Source organism: Desulfogranum mediterraneum DSM 13871, from assembly GCF_000429965.1.
Lineage (GTDB): Bacteria > Desulfobacterota > Desulfobulbia > Desulfobulbales > Desulfobulbaceae > Desulfogranum > Desulfogranum mediterraneum.
On sequence record NZ_AUCW01000019.1, the window covers coordinates 29,961 to 47,787 of the forward strand.

Sequence of the window (17,827 nt, forward strand, 5' to 3'; positions counted from 1 at the left end):
AACCGCCGGGATATCCGGCGGTTTTTTCATTTTAGGAGAGGAATCAGGTGGATATGCAGATACCAGATCAGACCATTGGCCTCCTTGGCGGAGGCCAGATGGCAGAGGCCTTGATCCGCGGCCTGCTGGCAGCCCGGGTCGTGGCCGCTGAGCAGCTTGTGGTCATTGACCCGGAACCGGCGAGAAGAGCCTATCTCGAAGCAGAGTACGGAGTGACCTCCACCGATGATCCGGCCGAGTTTGCCGGCAGCTGCACGGTGGTTATCCTGGCCGTGAAACCGCAGATGCTGTCGATGGTGGCCCAAAACTATGGTCCGCTCTTCACTGAAGCCCAGCTGCTGATCTCCATAATGGCTGGGGTCCCGATCCAGACCCTGGCAGAGAGCTTTCCAGGGGTGAGCAGAGTCGTCCGGGTCATGCCCAACACCCCGGCCCTGGTACTTGAGGGCGCCTCTGCCCTGAGCTGTAACGATAAGACCAGCGCAGCCGATCAAGAGATCTGTCGAGCTATCTTCTCGGCAGTAGGGCTCTGTGTTGAGGTCCCGGAATCGCAGCTGGACGCGGTCACCGGCTTAAGCGGCAGCGGTCCCGGATACGTCTATACCATCCTGGAGGGGTTGATCGACGGCGGAGTCCTGGCCGGCTTACCCAGGCCTACGGCTGAACAGCTGGCCATCCAGACGATCTATGGCGCGGCCAGGCTGGCCAGGGAAAGCGGGCAAAATGCAGCCCAGCTCAAGGCCCAGGTGACCTCACCGGGAGGCACGACCATTCGCGGTATCCAGGTCCTGGAACAGAACCAAATCCGTGCTGCCCTGATGGATGCCGTGGAGGCAGCAGCAGCTCGTTCCAGGGAGTTGGGTGGATGATTATCAAGCGTGCGGGCGTCATTACCCGCCATGACAGCCCTGAAGTCGAGAAGATCGGCCACAGTCTGCTGGCCTGGTTCAGCGAGCGGGAGGTTGAGGCGCAGCTCAACCAGGTCCAGCCGGAGATGGATATGCTGGTGGTCCTCGGCGGCGACGGAACCCTCCTCCATGTGGCCAAGGAGGCCTCCACCTCTGATATTCCGATCCTGGGGGTGAACCTGGGGGACCTGGGTTTCTTGACCGAGGTGGCAGCCGACGAACTCTACTATTCCCTGGAAACGGTCTTAGCCGGCGACTATCGCCTGGAGGAGAGGATCATGCTCGCGGCCTGTGTGGTCCACGGCACAGATGGCGCCAAAAGTGCCCCGGTATACGCCCTCAACGAGGTGGTCATTGTCAAGGACAGCACCGAGCACATGGTCAGACTGCGCTGCTGGGCAGATAAGGAGTATATCACCACCTACCGTGCCGATGGCCTGATCCTGGCCACGCCAACCGGTTCAACAGCCTACAACCTTTCGGCCGGCGGCCCCATTGTCCATGCAGAGTTGGACACCATGGTCGTCACGCCGATCTGCCCCTTTATGCTGGAGTCCAGGCCGGTGCTGCTGGCTCCGCAGACCAGGATAACCACCCAACTGATGGCCCCGGCCGGTGAGGTCAAGGTGATCGTGGACGGTAATCTCCAGTGGAAGATCAGCGAAGACGACTACCTGCTGGTCCAGAAGGCGAGCAAGCCGCTGCTCCTGATCAGCTCACCCTTGAAGAGTTACTTCACCATCCTCCGCAATAAACTCAACTGGGGCGGCTCCAGGGTTGACCTGCCCCTGCCTGAGCTGGTCTGCCGCCACTGCTGAGGGGAGCCCTCTCCCGGCAGGCGAGCAGGCATGGCTCTTCCCGGTGGCTAGCTTTGAAGCGACCCCTGTGGCTGAATGCATTGGGAATGTATTCATTCATTTTTTTTCCGTCATGCCCGCACCCTTACCGTCATGCCCGCTAAGGCGGGCATCCAGCTCTTTAGGGTAAGGCCTCCTTCAGATCCATTGGGGGAACTTTTCTTCTCTGCAGCCTCAGATTTTGATCAAGGGCTGCGCCTGGACCAACGCCCGCAGGTCCGGGCGGTCCCTACTTTTTCTTGCGCTGGATCTTATACTTCTTCATCTTATACTGGAGCAGACTCTTGGTGATGCCCAGCTGCTCCGCTGCCCGGGCCTGGACATTGCCTGCCTGTTCCAGGGCCTGCCGAACCAGCTTTTCCTCGATCCCGTTGAGGATCTCTGCCAGGCTGAGGTCCTCGGGGATAAACTGGGTCAGATCCAGGCCGCTGCTCCACTCCTGGGGCGCCTGGAATTCGCTGGAATCAGGCTGGACATCCTCGGGCTCGATCCGATTGCCGCTGCAGAGGATGGCGGCGCGCTCGATGGTATTTTCCAACTCCCGTACATTTCCCTCCCAGGGCAGGGTGACCAGCAGGCGCAGGGCCTCGGAGGAGATGTCCAGCTCCCTATCCAAATTTTTCCCATTTTTTTCAATGAAGTGAGCCACCAGTGCGGGGATGTCATCCACCCGTTCCCTTAGGGGAACCAGGTGAATATGGATCACGTTTAAGCGGTAGTAGAGGTCTTCCCGGAAGTTGCCCTTTTCCACCTCATCCTTGAGATCCTTGTTGGTGGCGGCCAGGATCCGGACATTGACCTGCTGGGTAATGCTGCCTCCCACCCGTTCAAAGGCCTTCTCCTGGAGCACCCGCAGCAGCTTGGCCTGGAGTTGGGCAGGCATCTCCCCGATTTCATCGAGAAAGAGGGTGCCGGTATCGGCAAGTTCGAAACGGCCCTTACGCATGGCCACGGCATCGGTGAAGGCACCCTTCTCGTGGCCAAAGAGTTCGCTCTCCAGGAGGTGTTCCGAGAGGGCGGCGCAGTTGATGGTGATAAAGGGCGCCTCTTTGCGGGGGCTGAGGTTATGGATGGCCCTGGCCACCAGTTCCTTGCCGGTACCGGATTCCCCGGTTACCAGCACCGAAGAGGGGGTTGGGGCGACCTTTTCGATCAGTTGATAGACCGCCCGCATGGCAGGGTTCTTGCCAATCATCCCCCCAAAACCGGAACGGGGCGTGGCCTCGTCGCGGAGCCTGCGGATCTCTCTGATCAGATTGTAGTGTTCAATGGCCTTGCGCACACCGGCCAGGAGCTGCTCGTTGGAAAAGGGCTTGGCCAGGTAGGTAAAGGCCCCCAGACGCATGGCCTCCACCGCCTTTTCCACCTCGGCAAAGGCGGTGATCAGAATGACCGGCAGCTTGCGGTTGTACTCCTTGATCCGGGCCAGGAATTCAATGCCGTCCATGCCCGGCATCTTCATGTCCGAGATTACCAGATCCAGGTCTGAATCATGGACAAAGGGAAGCCCCGAGGTACCGCTGTCCGCGGTGAAGACCTCGTAGCCCTCATCGCGGAGCAACTCGGAGAGTACGATCTGATAGTTGGGTTCGTCGTCTACAACAAGGATGGTATACATAGTGTTCTTTTGGAGGATGTTGGCTGGTTGAAGCGGCCTCAGTTCTGATAGTGTGCTATCCGTGCCTGCAGCGGAGCCAGCAGCGCTGCAGGCGGCCGGAGGCTCCCTGTGCCGCCGGCCATCACGTTGGCCGGCCGGGTGGCGCCGTGATAGTCGCTGCCACCGGTGGAGAGGAGTTGGAAGGTTTCGGCCAGGGCAGTTAATTTTTTCTTCATCTTCCTGGTGTGGGAGGGATAGTGGATCTCAATACCGTCGAGACCATGGGAGGCCAACTCACGCAACAGTCCGTGGTGCAGTCGCATGGTGGGATCGAGCTGGCCGGGGTGGGCAAGGATGGCGGCACCGCCGGCCCGGTGAATGGCAGCGATGGTGTCGATGACCGAATAGCAGAAACGGCTGTGCCAGGCGGCCCGGCCCCTGCCCAGATACTGTTTGAAGGCCTCGTTAAAGGAGCGGACCACGCCCTTCTGAATGAGGAGGTTGGCGATATGGGGTCTGCCGGTCAGGCCGATCCCTGCCTCTGCGGCAACTTCCTCCAGGCTGATTTCAATACCTCCGGCCTGCAGCGTCTGGATAATTTTCAGGTTTCGCTCTTCTCTTCCGGCCTGGAGCTGCTGGAGCCAGTCGTGAAAAAGCGAATCCGCCGGGTCTATGCCGTAGCCCAGGATATGCATGGACTGGGCCCCATGGCGGGCACTGATTTCCACCCCGCTGAGGATGGTCAGCCCCTGGTCGCTGCCGTAGCTGCAGATCTCGGCGATCCCTGCCATGGTGTCGTGATCGGTCAGGGCCAGAGCGGTGATGCCCCGGGCCAGGGCCAGATCGACCAGCTCGGCAGGGCTGGCAGTCCCATCGGAGTAGATGGAGTGGGTATGCAGATCAACGCACATAGGGTAGGGCCAATAGAGGTCAGCGGGAGGCCTGGGGGACAGCCTGGTTCCGGTTCTGCAGAGAATGAGCCTTTGCTCCATCCCTGGCCGGAACCAGCTCCAGGCAGAGAACTCCAGAGTACCCAGGAGTCCTCTTTTCTGCAAGAGTCAAATAAGAGTACAAAAAACTCATGGTTGTCTTTCGCTGTTCATTTCTTATTTTTTGTATAAAAAGCCCAGTCAAGGAGCGAGCATGCAGGATATCGAGCAAAAAATTGAAGAGCATCATATCAGAGAGGAACCCTACTACCTGCCCACGGCCAACGAGCTTGCCGTCTCCCTGGCCGCCTATGCCACCGGCACCCCGATCCTCCTGAAAGGGCCTACCGGCTGCGGCAAGACCAGATTCATGCAGTACCTGGCCTGGAAGCTTAAGCGGCCCCTGATCACGGTTTCCTGCCATGACGACCTCTCCACCGGCGACCTGGTCGGACGCTACCTGATCCAGGCAGGGGAGGCGGTCTGGCATGACGGCCCCTTGACCATGGCCGTGCGCAGGGGGGCTATCTGTTACCTGGATGAGATCGTCGAGGCCCGCAAGGACACCACCGTGGTGATCCATCCCCTGGCGGACGATCGCCGGGAGCTGCCGGTGGAGAAAAAGGGGGAACTCCTGGTTGCCCCTCCCGAATTCATGCTGGCGGTCTCCTATAACCCAGGCTACCAGAGTGTGCTCAAGGACCTCAAGCCTTCGACCAGGCAGCGTTTTCTTGCCCTGGACTTTGACTATCCGAGCCTGGAGAGAGAGGCGGAGATTGTCGCCAGTGAAGCCGGGGTCGAGTCCTCTCTGGCCCGTTCCCTGGTCAAACTGGCCCGGATGACCCGGGGCCTCAAGGATTCCGGTCTGGTGGAAGGGGCCAGCACCCGCCTCTTGATTCAGGCAGGTAAGCTGGTGGTTCAGGGCATCCCGATCCATTCGGCCTGCAGGGTTGCCATCACCCAGCCCCTAAGCGACGATCCGGAACTGTTGGCTGCTCTGGACGAGATGGTCCGTTCCCTGTTCTAAGCCATGAACGACGCAAGCCTGAAACAGCTCTTCTATCGCCTGGTTGCCCCCTCGCTGCCCAACGAGTGGGACGTGGAAGAGGCCCTGGAGGGTTTGAGCGGCGCCGATGAGCAGCTCGTTACCGCCTTTCTGGAACAGGTGCCGATGATCTGGCCGGTGTCCCATTCGCTCTGCTTCCTCTGTATCTCCCAGGGTGAAAAGATCGGTGCCCATCTCAAGCCGGAGATGATCAGCCCCTGGTTCAAGGGGGTACTGGATAACTATGAGCGCCACGGGCTGCGGGGAGCCCAGCAATTTATCGATGATGTCCCCAACTTCATGGCCTGTGTGCAGGGGCGGAGGGGTCTGCTGCTGGAAGAGGCACAGGGCAGGTTACAGCCCTATGTCAACGGCCTGGCCGGGAGAGAGGTCCCCCTCCTGCCTGGGGAGCAGCTCTTCACCGATACCTGTTCGATCTTTCTGCCCAGAGCCCTGCGTATCCGGGGCAGCAGCGAAGAGGGCTTCCTGATCTACAAGTTTATGGTCAGCTTTCAGTGGGGTATCATCGCCCTGGGTACCCTGGCCATCAAGGGTCATGAGCAGGGTGCAGCCCAGAGCCACCCCCTTAAACGATTCTTTGCCGATTTTCCCGAATCCGAGACTGGCAGAGGGCTCTACTATTTTTTTGAGACCGTCAGGGTTCTGAGCTATCTGCAACAGGAACTGCCTGGCCTGATCCGCCAGATCAGCCCCCTGAGCCGGCAGCTCTTTGGCCGTGAGCCGGCAGGAGCGTTCTCACCGCCAGAGCTCTTGTTTGAACGCTGTTGGCAGGGCCGTAGCCAGTTGGCTGGGCCGGATCACGCCTCCCTGCTGAGCCTGGTTAAAGGGTGGTGCCTTCGCTGTCAGGAGCCCCAGGCCAATCGCAGCCTCAGCATGACCGCGGCCGTTGAGGTCTATGGAGGGCTTGAACAGTGCGGCCGGCTGCCCCTGGTCTGGGAACCCCTGCTCTTCCAAGGGGCCATCCAACTGGAGGCGGTCTGCAGGGCTGCCTTAAAGCAGCGCCAGGAGCGGCATGAGCTCTTTGTTGCCTCTCTCTCCAGCCACCTGCTCCAGCTGCCCCCAAGGGCAGCCGATGATGCCGACACCTCCGGCGAGGAGGAGCAGGAGCAGGAACAGCGGAGCCCGGCCCCAGGCCAGAGTGATCAGGCCATGATCTTTGAACAGCGCTCCACAGGGGAGCACCCTGGCCAGCGCCTCCTCTCCATCACCATCGATAACCAGGAGGTGGAGCTCAACGCCGAACTGAGTGAACTGGCCGGAGCAATCAGCGAGGATCTCGGCGAGCTGCCTAAAACCTATATCAGCAGTGCCGTGGGCAAGGCCGGCAGGAGCCGTGGGGCCCCCGATCTCCACCCCGATGAAGAGGGGCCGGAGATCAAGGCCCCGCTGGTCTATGATGAGTGGGATTACCGGCGCCAGGGGTATCGTAAGAACTGGTGTCTGCTCAGGGAAAAGGAGATTCCTGCGGTCACCTCCTCGTTCATGGCAGAAACCCTGACAAAATATCGCGGCCAGATACTCCAACTCCGCCGCCAGTTCGAACTGATGCAGACCAGGGAACGTTTTGTCCGCCGCCAGCGCGACGGTGATGAGATCGATTTTGACGCCCTGGTAGAGACCCTGGCTGACAGCGCGGCCGGCTACCCGCCGTCGGATCGCCTCTTTATCCGTCTGCAGCGTGACCAGCGTGAGATCGCCGTGATCCTGCTGGTGGATATGTCCAACTCCACCCAGGGCTGGGTGGGGAAATCCATCAAGGAGGCCCTGGTGCTGCTCAGTGAGGCCATGGAGATGCTCAACGATCGCTACGCCATCTACGGTTTTTCAGGGATGCGGAGGCTCCGTTGTGAGGTCTATCCCCTCAAGACCCTGGATGAAGCCTACTCCTCCACGGTGCGAAAACGGATTGGCTCCATCTCTCCCAGGGAGTATACCCGGATGGCTCCTGCCATCCGTCATATGATCTCGCTGCTGAAACCGGTGGAGGCCAGGTTACGCTTGCTGCTCATCCTTTCCGATGGTAAACCAGAAGACTATGATGACTATAAGGGCAGCTATGCCATCGAGGATACCAGGCATGCCCTGTTTGAGGCCAAGGCTGCCGGCATTCAATCCTTTGGGATCACCATCGATCGCCATGCCCAATCCTACATGGGCCATATGTACGGGCCGGCCAACTGCATCTTTGTCGATGACATAAATCGGCTGCCGGCCCTGGTCCCTGAAATCTATCGCACCCTGACCAGCTGACTCCATAGAAGAGCGGGCTGGCCGGAAAGGTGTGGCAGGTCTGCCGTTTTCCCGAGGTCTTTTGCCCATGCGCTTACTCTGTTTATCGCTCTGTTTCTGCCTGCTGGCCGGCTGTCTGTTTTCCCCGCTTAGCCAGGCAAGGGAACTGAATCCCGACGAGAGGATCATCCGCTATAAGGTCGATGCCTACCGCTATTACACCGGCAAGGGCAAGCCCCGCAACTATGGCCGGGCCTTCAGGCTCTACCGCCAGGCTGCTCTCCTGGGGGATCCTGAGGCACAGTTCATTGTCGGAGGAATGCTCTACAGGGGACAGGGAACGGATCCGGATCAGCAGCAGGCCTTTACCTGGTTGCTCAAGGCCGCCAAGCAGGGCAAGAGCTCGCCTGAATCCATGGCGATTATCGGGGGGATGTTTCTGCGGGGAAGCGGTGTGCCCCAGAATTACAGCGAGGCAAGGAGGTGGCTGGAACCGGCAGCCAGGGCCGGTCGGCTGGAGGCGATCAATGACCTGGCCTATATCCTCTATCACGGTCTGGCCGGAGAGCAGGATATGGCCGGAGCCCTGGCACTCTACACCAAGGCGGCCATGCAAAAAGACCCGCTGGCCCAGGCCAATGTCGGCATGATGTATGCCACCGGCACCGGCACCGGGGTCGATCGTGCCAGGGGCTATGCCTGGTATTCCCTGGCTGCCAGCCAGGGCAATACCATGGCCGTGATCCAGCGCAACAATCTGATGGTCGAAATGAGCTGGGAAGAGTTGAATCATGCCCAGGCGATTTCGCTCCAGCTCTTTCAGCAGATCGAACAGTTCGACGGTGGAGATGGGGTCAGCATCGGCCCGGCAGAGTAGGAGCTTTGAACGGGGATATGGGTGCAGACTCTCGGCCGGGGGCCGGGCAGGTGGGCCAGGCCAGGGCGGCTAGCCTTCTGCAGCGATCTTTTGGTTAAAGACCTCCAGTAACTCCTGGAGATCCGCACTGTCGTAGACCTGTTTGCGCAGTTGGGCAGCCCCGGGCAACTCGGCAAAGTAGCGGCCGGCATGGTTTTTTATCCGAAAGAGCATCTGTTTGTTGGGCAGGTACTGCTCGGCCAACTCAAGGTGACGCACCACCTGGGATAACCGCCCCTGCAGGGTTGCCGGTCGACCCTGCAGGGAAAAGGCCCAGGGGTTGCCCAAGGCCCCGCGTCCGATCATGATGCCGTCGCAGCCGGTCTGAGCCATCCGCTCCACGCCCTCCCTGTGACTGAGGACATCACCGTTGCCGATTACCGGCAGAGCTACCGCCTCCTTGACCGCCTGGACTACGGACCAGTCCGCACTGCCGCTGAATCCCTGGGACCAAGAACGGGCATGGACCGTCACCGCAGCGGCACCTGCCTCTTCCGCCATCTGAGCAAATTCAACGGCAGTGATATGATCCAGGGTCCAGCCGCTGCGAAACTTGACCGTCACCGGCAGCTGGGTGTTGGCCCTGACGGCCTGGATAATGGCGCGGGCCCGTTCAGGGTCCCTCATCAGGGCGGAACCTGCCCCCTTCTTGATCACCTTTCGCACCGGGCAGCCCATGTTGATATCGATCAGGTCAACCGGATAGGTGGAGACCAGTGCTGCTGCGCGGCCCATCATCTCCGGATCGCTGCCAAAGAGCTGAATCCCCACAGGACGTTCCTCTGGAGAGGAGTTCATCAGGACCAGGGTATTCTTCTGCCCGTAGACCAGCCCATGGCAGCTGACCATCTCGGAGAAGCAGAGGGCAGCCCCGTTTTCCCGACAGAGAATCCGGAAGGCCAGGTCCGTATAACCGGCCAGCGGGGCAAGGACAAAGGGGGAGGCGAGCTGTATGGGGCCCAGGTTCAAGGGAGGAAGCTCTGAATCGCTCATCTGTGTTGTCATTGTGATTGGATAAAAAAAGGCGCTCCGGAATCTCTCCAGGAGCGCCTTGGTTGGATGGGGTGTTTCGGGCCTAGTTGGTCACGGCCGTGGTCTGGCTGTTCTGGCGTCTGATTTTTTTCAGGGTTCCCAGGTAGATGGACTCTGAGAGATCATCGACAATCGTGGCCAGGGTCTCGTCCTCAATGGTGGCATTGGGGGTTTGGGCAGGATAGTCCTCGGTCCATAACTGCTGGGGAACCTCCCAGAGGATCTCTCCGGATTGCAGATCCTTCAGCACATAGCGGACTCCAAGGCGGACCTTGATGTCGGTGGCGTTGGACTGGCCGTCCCAGGAGATGCTGGGCAGGGAGATGGAGACGATCTCACCGGCCATAATCAGGTCGGCAGCCCCCCGGTCCTTGGTCAGGTTGATGGATTCCGACTTCAAGAACCAGCGTGAGAGGGATTGGTAGATCTGCGCATCCAGGCCCAGCTTGTTGGTGCGGTTCTCCCAGGTAGGCATGTAGATTACCCGACTCGGTCCGTCGTAGACATGGGGAAAGTAGTAGGCGCTACAGCTGCAGAGGCAGAGCACCAGCAGGGCAATGACGGCAAGGCCACGGAATTTGATGTTCACGGTCTCTCTCCTTGATTGCTTAGGGGACAGGCATCCTCTCAGGCCGTGCCTGATCATGCCACAATATTAACCAGTTTCTTTTTAACTACAATAACTTTCTTGGGCTGTTTCTCCTGGAGGAAGTTGACCACCTTCTCATTGGCCAGGGCCAGCTCCTTGAGGGGTTCATCCTCGATATCGCTGGCCACCTCCAGCTTGGCTCGCACCTTGCCGTTGACCTGGACCACGATGGTCAGCTGCTCCTCCTTGACGGCCTCGCGGTCATAGCTCGGCCAGCGGGCGCTATCCAGGGTGGTCCCATGGCCGGTGGCCTCCCAGAGTTCCGCACTGAAGTGGGGGACCATGGGGTAGAGCAGCACCAGCACCGTTTCCAGGGCCTCCCTGACCACCGCCGGTGGAATCTCTTCCGCTGCAGAAACCAGGGTGGTGGTCAGGTTGACCAGCTCCATGATCCCAGAGATGGCGGTGTTGAAGTGAAAGTTGGATTCGATGTTTTCGCTGACCCGTTGAATGGTCTGATGGGTCTTGCGATGCAGTTGCTTGGCCGCACCCTGGAGCTGCTCCGCTTCAACGGGGTCCGAGGCCGTGCAGCAGCCGAGCTGTTGGTGGACCAGACGATGCACCCGGTTGAGAAAGCGGGAGGCACCCTCAACCCCCTGGGCATTCCACTCCAGATCGCGTTCCGGCGGGGCGGCAAACAGAGAGAAGAGCCGGACCGTATCTGCGCCGAACTGTTTGATCAGTTCGTCGGGATCCACCACATTGCCCTTGGATTTGGACATCTTGGCGCCGTTTTTTATCACCATCCCCTGGGTCAGCAGGTTGACAAAGGGTTCGTCGATCTGGAGGTAGCCCAGGTCGCGGAGTACCTTGGTGAAAAAGCGGGAGTAGAGCAGGTGGAGGATGGCGTGTTCCACCCCGCCGATATACTGATCCACGCCGAGCCAGTGGTTGGCAGCCTCTTTATCGATGGGGCCGTCGGTGTACTGGGGGTTGGTATAGCGAACATAGTACCAGGAGGACTCCACAAAGGTGTCCATGGTGTCGGTCTCCCGGCGGGCGTCGCGGCCGCAACAGGGGCAGCTGGCGGCGATGAACTCCTCCTGCTGGTGCAGGGGGGTATGGACACCACTCTCATGTTCGGCACCAGGCAGCACCACCGGCAGCTCTGTCACGGGTACCGGGACGATCCCGCATTCCTCGCAGTGGATCACCGGGATGGGCGCCCCCCAGTAGCGCTGCCTGGAGATCCCCCAGTCGCGCAGGCGAAAGGTGATATGGGGCTGGCCAAAGCCATGCTCCTGGGCATGAACGATCAGGGTCTGTTGGGCCGCGATGGAGTCCAGGCCGTCAAAGGCGCCGGAGTTGGCCAGGCGTCCGGGCTGGGTAAAGGCCTCTTCCATGGTGGCAGGGTCAAGCTGCTCCCCTTCCGGCTGAATCACCACCCGCACCGGCAGCTGATACTTGCGGGCAAACTCGAAGTCACGCTGGTCATGGGCAGGCACGGCCATGACCGCACCTGTGCCGTACTCCATCAGCACGAAGTTGGCCACATAGATGGGCACCCGTTCGCCGTTATAGGGATTGATGCAGTAGCGGCCGGTGAATACCCCGGTCTTGTCCGGCTCCTTATCGGCGCTGGCACGCTGTTTTTCCAGTAGGGTGGCCTCGATATACTCCTGCACCGCCTGCTCCCGGTCGCTTCCCTGGATCAGGCTCGGGATCAGGGGGTGTTCAGCGGCCAGGGACATGAAGGTCACCCCAAAGATGGTATCCGGTCTGGTGGTGAAGATGGTGATCTGCTCCTCCATCTCCTCCACCTGAAAGTCACAGGCCAGGCCCGTGCTCTTGCCGATCCAGTTGCGCTGCATGGTCACGACCTTCTCCGGCCAGCCGCTGAGCTTGTCCAGGTCGGCAAGGAGTTCCTCGGCATAGTCGGTGATCTTGAAAAACCAGCCATACATGGTCTTGGGCACGACTGGCTGGTCGCAGCGCCAGCAGAGGCCGTCGACAACCTGTTCCCGGGCCAGCACGGTTTGACAGTCGTTACACCAGTTGACCGTGGTCTCCTTACGGTAAATCAACCCCTTTTCCAGCATCTCCAGAAAAAGCTGCTGTTCCCAACGATAGTACTTGGGGTTACAGGTGGCCAACTCGCGCTGCCAGTCATAACTGAGGCCCAGCTCCTTGAGCTGGGTGCGCATGTAGTCGATATTATCGTAGGTCCAGGCGGCAGGGTGGATACCCCGCTTCATGGCGGCGTTCTCGGCGGGCAGGCCAAAGGCATCCCAGCCCATGGGATGGATGACATCATAGCCCTGGAGCCTTTTGTAGCGGGCAATCACGTCGCCAATGGAGTAGTTGCGAACATGGCCCATATGAATGCGGCCCGAGGGATAGGGAAACATCTCCAGGACATAGTATTTCTCACCCGCGGAGTTGTGGTCGACCCGGTAGGGGGTCTCGCTTTCCCAGCGCTGCTGCCATTTCTGTTCAATGGCCTGAAAGTCGTATTTGTCGGATATCTGCATAGTAGGGTCAGTGGTGTATGGGAAGAGAGAAAACGGTAACAGGGTGGATCAGCCCTCTGGTCTGCTCCACGGCTACATCATATTGTTCATCGGAGGGGAGAGGGGGGTGTAATTTTCAAAGGTGGTGAACTCTCCAAGAAAGGTCAGCTTCACCGTCCCGGTGGGGCCGTTTCGCTGCTTGCCGACGATGACCTCGGCAAGACCGCGGTTCGGGTTGTCTTCGCCCTTATTGTAGACCTCGTCGCGGTAGATGAACATGATCACGTCGGCATCCTGCTCGATGGCGCCGGACTCACGCAGGTCAGAGAGCTGGGGACGTTTATCGGTGCGGCTCTCCAGGGAGCGGTTGAGCTGGGACAGAGCGACCACCGGGACATCCAGCTCTTTGGCCATGGCCTTGAGCGAACGGGAGATGTCGGAGATTTCCTGGGCGCGGTTCTCGATGCCGCTCTTTCCCTGCATCAGCTGGAGGTAATCGACCACCACCATGCCGATATCGTGTTCAGACTTTAAGCGTCTCGCCTTGGCCCGCATCTCCAGGACCGTGAGGCCGGCGGTATCATCGATGAAGATCTGGGCATCCGAGAGCATGCCTGTGGCCCGGGTCAGTTTGGGCCAGTCATTGTCATGGAGTTTACCGGTACGCATCCTCTGGGAGTCGATCCGGCCCAGGGAACAGAGCATACGCAGGGCCAGTGACTCCATGGACATCTCCAGGCTGAATACCGCCACCGGCTCTTTCTCAATAAGGGCCGCATGCTGGACGATGTTCATGGCCAGGGCAGTCTTGCCCATGGAGGGGCGGGCGGCCAGGACGATCATATCCGAGGGTTGAAAGCCGGCGGTCATCCGGTCGAGTTCATCATAACCGGTGGCTACCCCGGTGATGTTCTCCTGGCGATCATAGAGCTTAGTAATCCGATCAAAGGCACGGGGAACGATGTTGGCCATGGCCTGAAAGCCGGTGCCGCTCTTGGACTGGGCGATCTCAAATATGGTCTTCTCGGCCTCGTCCACCAGGGAGTCGATGTCGTCCTGGGTGTCGTAGCAACGGGCTGCGACCTCTGAGGTGGTCCGAATCAGTTTACGGAGCACCGATTTCTTGCGGATGATCTTGGCGTGGTGGACCAGGGTGCCGGTAAAGGGGATAACATCGGTGAGTGAGGCCAGATAGGCAGCTCCGCCGACCTGTTCCAGCTTATTGCGGTCACTGAGCAGACCGGTGACCGTGATCAGGTCATGGGGCTCACTCTTTTCAAAGAGGGTCTGCATCACCGAGTAGATGGTCTTGTGGGCATCCTTGTAAAAATCGTCGGGCTCGATGACCTCGGCAATTTTCAACAGGGATTTATCCTGAATCAGGATGGTCCCAAGAACGGCCTGCTCTGCCTCAACATTCTGGGGTGGCAGCATTTTTTGGGGGATGGGTTGCGCAGGGTGTGTTGGCTGTTGCATCGTCGGGCCCGGGACAGGAAAGGGTACAGGAGTGGATAACGACCACTACTATACTGGGAATGTTTTTTTATGCACGTTCAAAATACAAGTGCCTTTTCTGAAACCAGAAAAGGCACTTACAGTCAAACAACCCCTTGTCAGGAGGCGGCTGGGTTGGCCGGCGGAACGCAGGGCCGGCGCAAAGGGCTTGGCCTGGGCAGGCCGAACTTCTTTGTCCTGTACAGGGCAGGTTTACACGCTCCTGCCCCCAGCCTGGTCAGCACTGAGGCGTCACTGATTACTCACCAATGACTTCAGGAACCACTTGAACCTGGATTTCAGCGGCAGCCTGGTAGCCAACCTTGATGGCAACCTTGTACTCGCCCAGGGCCTTGATCGCATCTTTGAGGACGATGGACTTCTTGTCCACGACCACGCCCAGCTCTTCCAGGCCGGCGGCGATGTCGCTGCCGGTCACAGAGCCAAACAGGCGATTTTCATCGCCGACCCGCTTGGAGATGATCACGACCTTGTCCGCCAGCTGGCCGACCATCTTCTCGGCATCCTGCTGCTGCTGAGCCAGGCGTGCGCTGATGGCCTGTTTTTCTTTTTCCAGAATGGACAGGCTGGATTTGGTCACCAGCACGGCCTTTTGTTTGGGGATGAGGTAATTCCGGGCATAACCAGGTTTTACATTAACAATCTCACCTTCCTGGCCAAGGGTTTCGATCGTTTCTTTGAGTATGATTTCCATGAGTGAACCCTCTTTGGTCTTTGGTTCAATTATTGACGGTGGGGTGGATCAGCACCTGGTCACCGATAACGTAGATTGAGTATTTCAGCGGTCACCCTTGTCCGCTACCCTGCTGCGGATATTGAGCCATACCTCGCTCATGCCTAGCAGGGAGATGATCAGCAGCCCGTAACTCTGGATGACCAGGGTCACGTAGAGCATGCCGCGGAGATAACGGGGCACATTCCACCTGTCCAACAGGTGGAAAAAAACCGCAAGCCCTTGAAAAAAGTAGAGCAGCATCCCAACCAAGAGCAGACAGATGCCGATATTTCGGATCGCTTCCTGCCCTGGCAGGATGAGCAGAACCGCAGCTATGGGCAACCAGACCAGCTGTTCGGGTAAGGACCAGCTGGAGTAGGGCCTCCAGCCACCTTCCTGCGGCCGCATCCTGCGGATCAAGCCGTTACAACAGATCAGGTTGAGCCAGACCGTAGCCAAGGTGATACAAGCCAGGATGCCTGGAAGTATTTTCGGCAGCAATGACCGGCTGGTCTCGATGATCTGATGCAGGGTGAACAGGCTTTCCGGATCAAGGTCTGCCTGTTCACTGTAGAGCAGGTAGGTCTGGGCAAAACTAGCATCCAATTGCGCTACCAGTTGGTTATACGGCTGGACACCTGTGACGATCCCGTAGATTGTCCAAAAGGTGAACCAACTGAGGCTGAGGGTACACAATCCCCTGGCCCCGCTCTCACAGGCTGATTGTTCCGAGCTGATCCCCCTGTAAAGGGTGTATCCCAGGGGAACCAAGGTCAGGGAAAAGAGGAGCTGTTCAAGCTGTCCGCTGAGCAACAGACCCCCTGCAGCGAGGAGCAGGCTGTTTCTCAGCAGGACCGTGCCGGCCCTGGATCCCTGCAAACAGAGAATCAAAAAAACCGGAATTCCCAGCAGTCCATGCATCCAGCCAAACAACATGGGCTGGAAGGATGGTAGGAAAAACAGGGCTGCCACCAGCATAACCAGCAGCAGCTGCCTTTGCCCGAAACTCGACCCCGGCTGTTCAGCCCTTGGTACCACTCTGCTCTTACGAACCCTTAATACTGGGTAGTACCAGTATAGGGCAACAGGGCGAGTTGTCTGGCCCGCTTCACTGCTTCGGTGAGCTGGCGCTGATGGCTGGCACAGGTGCCATAGATCCGCCGGGGGATGATCTTGCCCCGCTCTGTCACAAAGTTTCTCAGGGTCTTGGGGTCCCTGTAATCGATGATAATTTCTTTGTCAGTACAGAAACGACAGACGCGACGACGGGAAAATATTTTTTTTGGGGGTGCCATGATAAGCTCCTTGATGAAATGCTAATAGATAGAAAAGGGTAGAATACGCTTACTCGGCAGCAGCTGTATCAGCAGCAGCTGTATCAGCAGCAGCTGACTTGGTCTCTTCGCCGGCAGGTGCCGCTTCGGTGGTCTCGGCTGCCTCTTCGGCACCTTCTTCGCTGCCCTCTTCTTCCGCAACCTCTGCAGCAGCCAAGCGTTCCTGCTCCTTGGCAATGGCTTCGGCATCCATGGAATCGTTGAGCTTGATGGTCAGAAAACGCAGCAGGCGGTCATCAATCCGGAAGATGCGATCCATCTCCCTGATGATCTCGCCAGGGGCGGCATAGTTTACATAAACGTAGTATCCTTGGACTTCCTTCTTGATTTCATAGGCCAGCTTCTTCATCCCCCAGCGGTCAAGGGTGAGGACAACACCGCCGCTGTTGGTGATGAGATTGTTGGTTCTCTCAATGATTTCAGTGAATTGCTCTTCTCCCAGGTTTGGGCGAAGAATGTACGTTGTTTCGTAATGACGCATGAATCCTCCTCGTGGTCAAATAATGGCCCTCGCTTCTATCACGATGATGAGAGCGAGAAGGTTATTGTGATGAACAAGACATAATACAGGAAAACTGGGTGCGGTCAAGGGTAAATCAACGTCCCAGGGCTGGGCTTAGGCGGATTTCTCTTCTTTTTTAATACGTTCCCACTGGCTGCGCAACTCGGCTTCGTCGCTGTACACGGCATCGGCAAAGACATGGGGGTGACGGCGGATCATTTTTTCACAGCTGGAGCGTAGGGGATCCAGCGGCCCAAAGCTCTGCTTTTCGGTATACATCACCGAGAGCATGGCCAGGATGAAGTAGAGATCACCGATCTCCTCACAGATATCCTGGGGCTGTTCCTTTTCCAGGGCCTCTGCCAGTTCACGACACTCCTCAAGCAGATATTTTTTCATCGACAGGGGGGTCTGCTTTTTATCCCAGGGGCAGCCCTGGTCACCACGCAGGGTGGTGACGATATCGAGGAGTCGGGAGAGTTCCTGGTCGGTCTTCATGGGGTTTGGTTGCTCTTCTTTAGCGCTGGATAACGTCAAGGGCCTCATCAATCCTATCCTGCTGATCCCGGCTGGCATCACAGAGGATGGTTTCCAGGCGGTCGATTTTGAGTTGGAGATCGCCTGCGGTGATCTCCAGGTTCTGAATGGTTTTTGCGGCCATGGATTCGGTGACATCCATGGCTTCGCGAAGATCGCCTGCATTTTTGACCAGAGAATTGACCTCGGCGATCTTATCCAGACGGAGAAAGAGCTCATCAAAGTTGATCGGTTTCTCCAGATAATCCACGGCCCCATTTTTCATGGCATTGACCGCGGTGTCAATGGATGAGTGGGCGGTGATCACGATCACCTCGGTCCGCGGATGGCGCTGTTTAGCGATCTGGAGGAGTTCCAGGCCACCAATGTCACCGGGCATGACCAGATCGGTGATGATGATATCAAAACAGGAGGTATGGAGCTGCTGGGCCGCATCCATCCCGTCAACGGCAACACGCACCTGGTAGCCGGCATTGGTGAGTCTTTTCTCAAAGAGTTTGCGGATGACCGGATCGTCATCTGCTATGAGTATGGTCATTGTATTCATTATCCTACCTCGTGCCACTCTATCTGGGATTCCAGGGAGTGCGG

17 protein-coding genes are annotated in these 17,827 nt (G+C 58.5%); 5 read left to right on the plus strand and 12 right to left on the minus strand.

Translation table 11 applies throughout. The features are described from left to right. Nucleotides 1-53 precede the first annotated feature (53 nt). Nucleotides 54-869 carry a pyrroline-5-carboxylate reductase gene (gene proC / locus G494_RS0110200; RefSeq protein ID WP_028584464.1) on the plus strand — a complete coding sequence of 272 codons (816 nt, stop codon included), beginning with the start codon at nucleotides 54-56 and terminating at the stop codon, nucleotides 867-869. After that, nucleotides 866-1,726: an NAD(+)/NADH kinase gene (locus tag G494_RS22815; protein WP_035246142.1), complete on the plus strand. Its 861-nt coding sequence runs from the start codon at nucleotides 866-868 to the stop codon at nucleotides 1,724-1,726. The genes proC and G494_RS22815 overlap by 4 nt, the downstream gene beginning before the upstream one ends. A gap of 268 nt (nucleotides 1,727-1,994) precedes the next feature. On the opposite strand, the gene G494_RS0110210 is transcribed toward G494_RS22815, so the two are convergent. Then, entirely contained in the window at nucleotides 1,995-3,383 is a 1,389-nt protein-coding gene (locus G494_RS0110210) for a sigma-54-dependent transcriptional regulator (protein WP_028584465.1), read from the minus strand. A 38-nt stretch (nucleotides 3,384-3,421) separates the two neighbouring features. Further along, nucleotides 3,422-4,273: a PHP domain-containing protein gene (locus tag G494_RS0110215; protein ID WP_028584466.1), complete on the minus strand. Its 852-nt coding sequence runs from the start codon at nucleotides 4,271-4,273 to the stop codon at nucleotides 3,422-3,424. A gap of 232 nt (nucleotides 4,274-4,505) precedes the next feature. Between G494_RS0110215 and G494_RS0110220 the strand changes: the two genes are divergently transcribed. The 3 genes from G494_RS0110220 (at nucleotide 4,506) to G494_RS25385 (ending at nucleotide 8,463) form a co-directional block, all read left to right on the plus strand. Then, the gene (locus G494_RS0110220; RefSeq protein WP_028584467.1) at nucleotides 4,506-5,318 is read left to right on the plus strand and encodes a CbbQ/NirQ/NorQ/GpvN family protein; all 813 of its coding nucleotides are present in this window, start codon (nucleotides 4,506-4,508) and stop codon (nucleotides 5,316-5,318) included. 3 nt (nucleotides 5,319-5,321) lie between these two features. Beyond that, nucleotides 5,322-7,607 (plus strand): nitric oxide reductase activation protein NorD, encoded by a 2,286-nt coding sequence (locus G494_RS0110225; RefSeq protein ID WP_028584468.1) that lies wholly within the window; start codon nucleotides 5,322-5,324, stop codon nucleotides 7,605-7,607. A gap of 67 nt (nucleotides 7,608-7,674) precedes the next feature. Then, on the plus strand, nucleotides 7,675-8,463 hold the full coding sequence (locus G494_RS25385; protein WP_153305831.1) for a tetratricopeptide repeat protein: 789 nt from the start codon (nucleotides 7,675-7,677) through the stop codon (nucleotides 8,461-8,463). A gap of 69 nt (nucleotides 8,464-8,532) precedes the next feature. Here G494_RS25385 and dusB read toward each other — a convergent pair whose 3' ends face one another. The 10 genes from dusB to G494_RS0110280 form a co-directional block, all read right to left on the minus strand. Then, entirely contained in the window at nucleotides 8,533-9,495 is a 963-nt protein-coding gene (dusB, locus tag G494_RS0110235) for a tRNA dihydrouridine synthase DusB (protein ID WP_028584469.1), read from the minus strand. Nucleotides 9,496-9,577: 82 nt separating this feature from the next. Then, nucleotides 9,578-10,123, minus strand: coding sequence for an LPS assembly lipoprotein LptE (gene lptE, locus G494_RS0110240; protein ID WP_028584470.1), 546 nt, complete (start codon nucleotides 10,121-10,123; stop codon nucleotides 9,578-9,580). A gap of 53 nt (nucleotides 10,124-10,176) precedes the next feature. Next, nucleotides 10,177-12,654, minus strand: coding sequence for a leucine--tRNA ligase (gene leuS / locus G494_RS0110245; protein WP_208597664.1), 2,478 nt, complete (start codon nucleotides 12,652-12,654; stop codon nucleotides 10,177-10,179). A 72-nt stretch (nucleotides 12,655-12,726) separates the two neighbouring features. Then, entirely contained in the window at nucleotides 12,727-14,109 is a 1,383-nt protein-coding gene (gene dnaB / locus G494_RS22825; RefSeq protein ID WP_051305586.1) for a replicative DNA helicase, read from the minus strand. Nucleotides 14,110-14,386: 277 nt separating this feature from the next. Beyond that, nucleotides 14,387-14,842 (minus strand): 50S ribosomal protein L9, encoded by a 456-nt coding sequence (gene rplI, locus G494_RS0110255; RefSeq protein WP_028584472.1) that lies wholly within the window; start codon nucleotides 14,840-14,842, stop codon nucleotides 14,387-14,389. 84 nt (nucleotides 14,843-14,926) lie between these two features. Beyond that, entirely contained in the window at nucleotides 14,927-15,841 is a 915-nt protein-coding gene (locus tag G494_RS0110260; RefSeq protein ID WP_028584473.1) for a DUF2232 domain-containing protein, read from the minus strand. Nucleotides 15,842-15,918: 77 nt separating this feature from the next. Next, nucleotides 15,919-16,158 (minus strand): 30S ribosomal protein S18, encoded by a 240-nt coding sequence (gene rpsR / locus G494_RS0110265; protein ID WP_051305587.1) that lies wholly within the window; start codon nucleotides 16,156-16,158, stop codon nucleotides 15,919-15,921. Between the two features lie 49 nt (nucleotides 16,159-16,207). Next, nucleotides 16,208-16,678 (minus strand): 30S ribosomal protein S6, encoded by a 471-nt coding sequence (rpsF, locus tag G494_RS22830; RefSeq protein WP_051305588.1) that lies wholly within the window; start codon nucleotides 16,676-16,678, stop codon nucleotides 16,208-16,210. A gap of 135 nt (nucleotides 16,679-16,813) precedes the next feature. Next, entirely contained in the window at nucleotides 16,814-17,197 is a 384-nt protein-coding gene (locus G494_RS0110275) for a MazG nucleotide pyrophosphohydrolase domain-containing protein (RefSeq protein WP_028584475.1), read from the minus strand. Between the two features lie 19 nt (nucleotides 17,198-17,216). Continuing rightward, on the minus strand, nucleotides 17,217-17,774 hold the full coding sequence (locus tag G494_RS0110280) for a response regulator (RefSeq protein WP_232362525.1): 558 nt from the start codon (nucleotides 17,772-17,774) through the stop codon (nucleotides 17,217-17,219). Nucleotides 17,775-17,827: the final 53 nt, after the last annotated feature.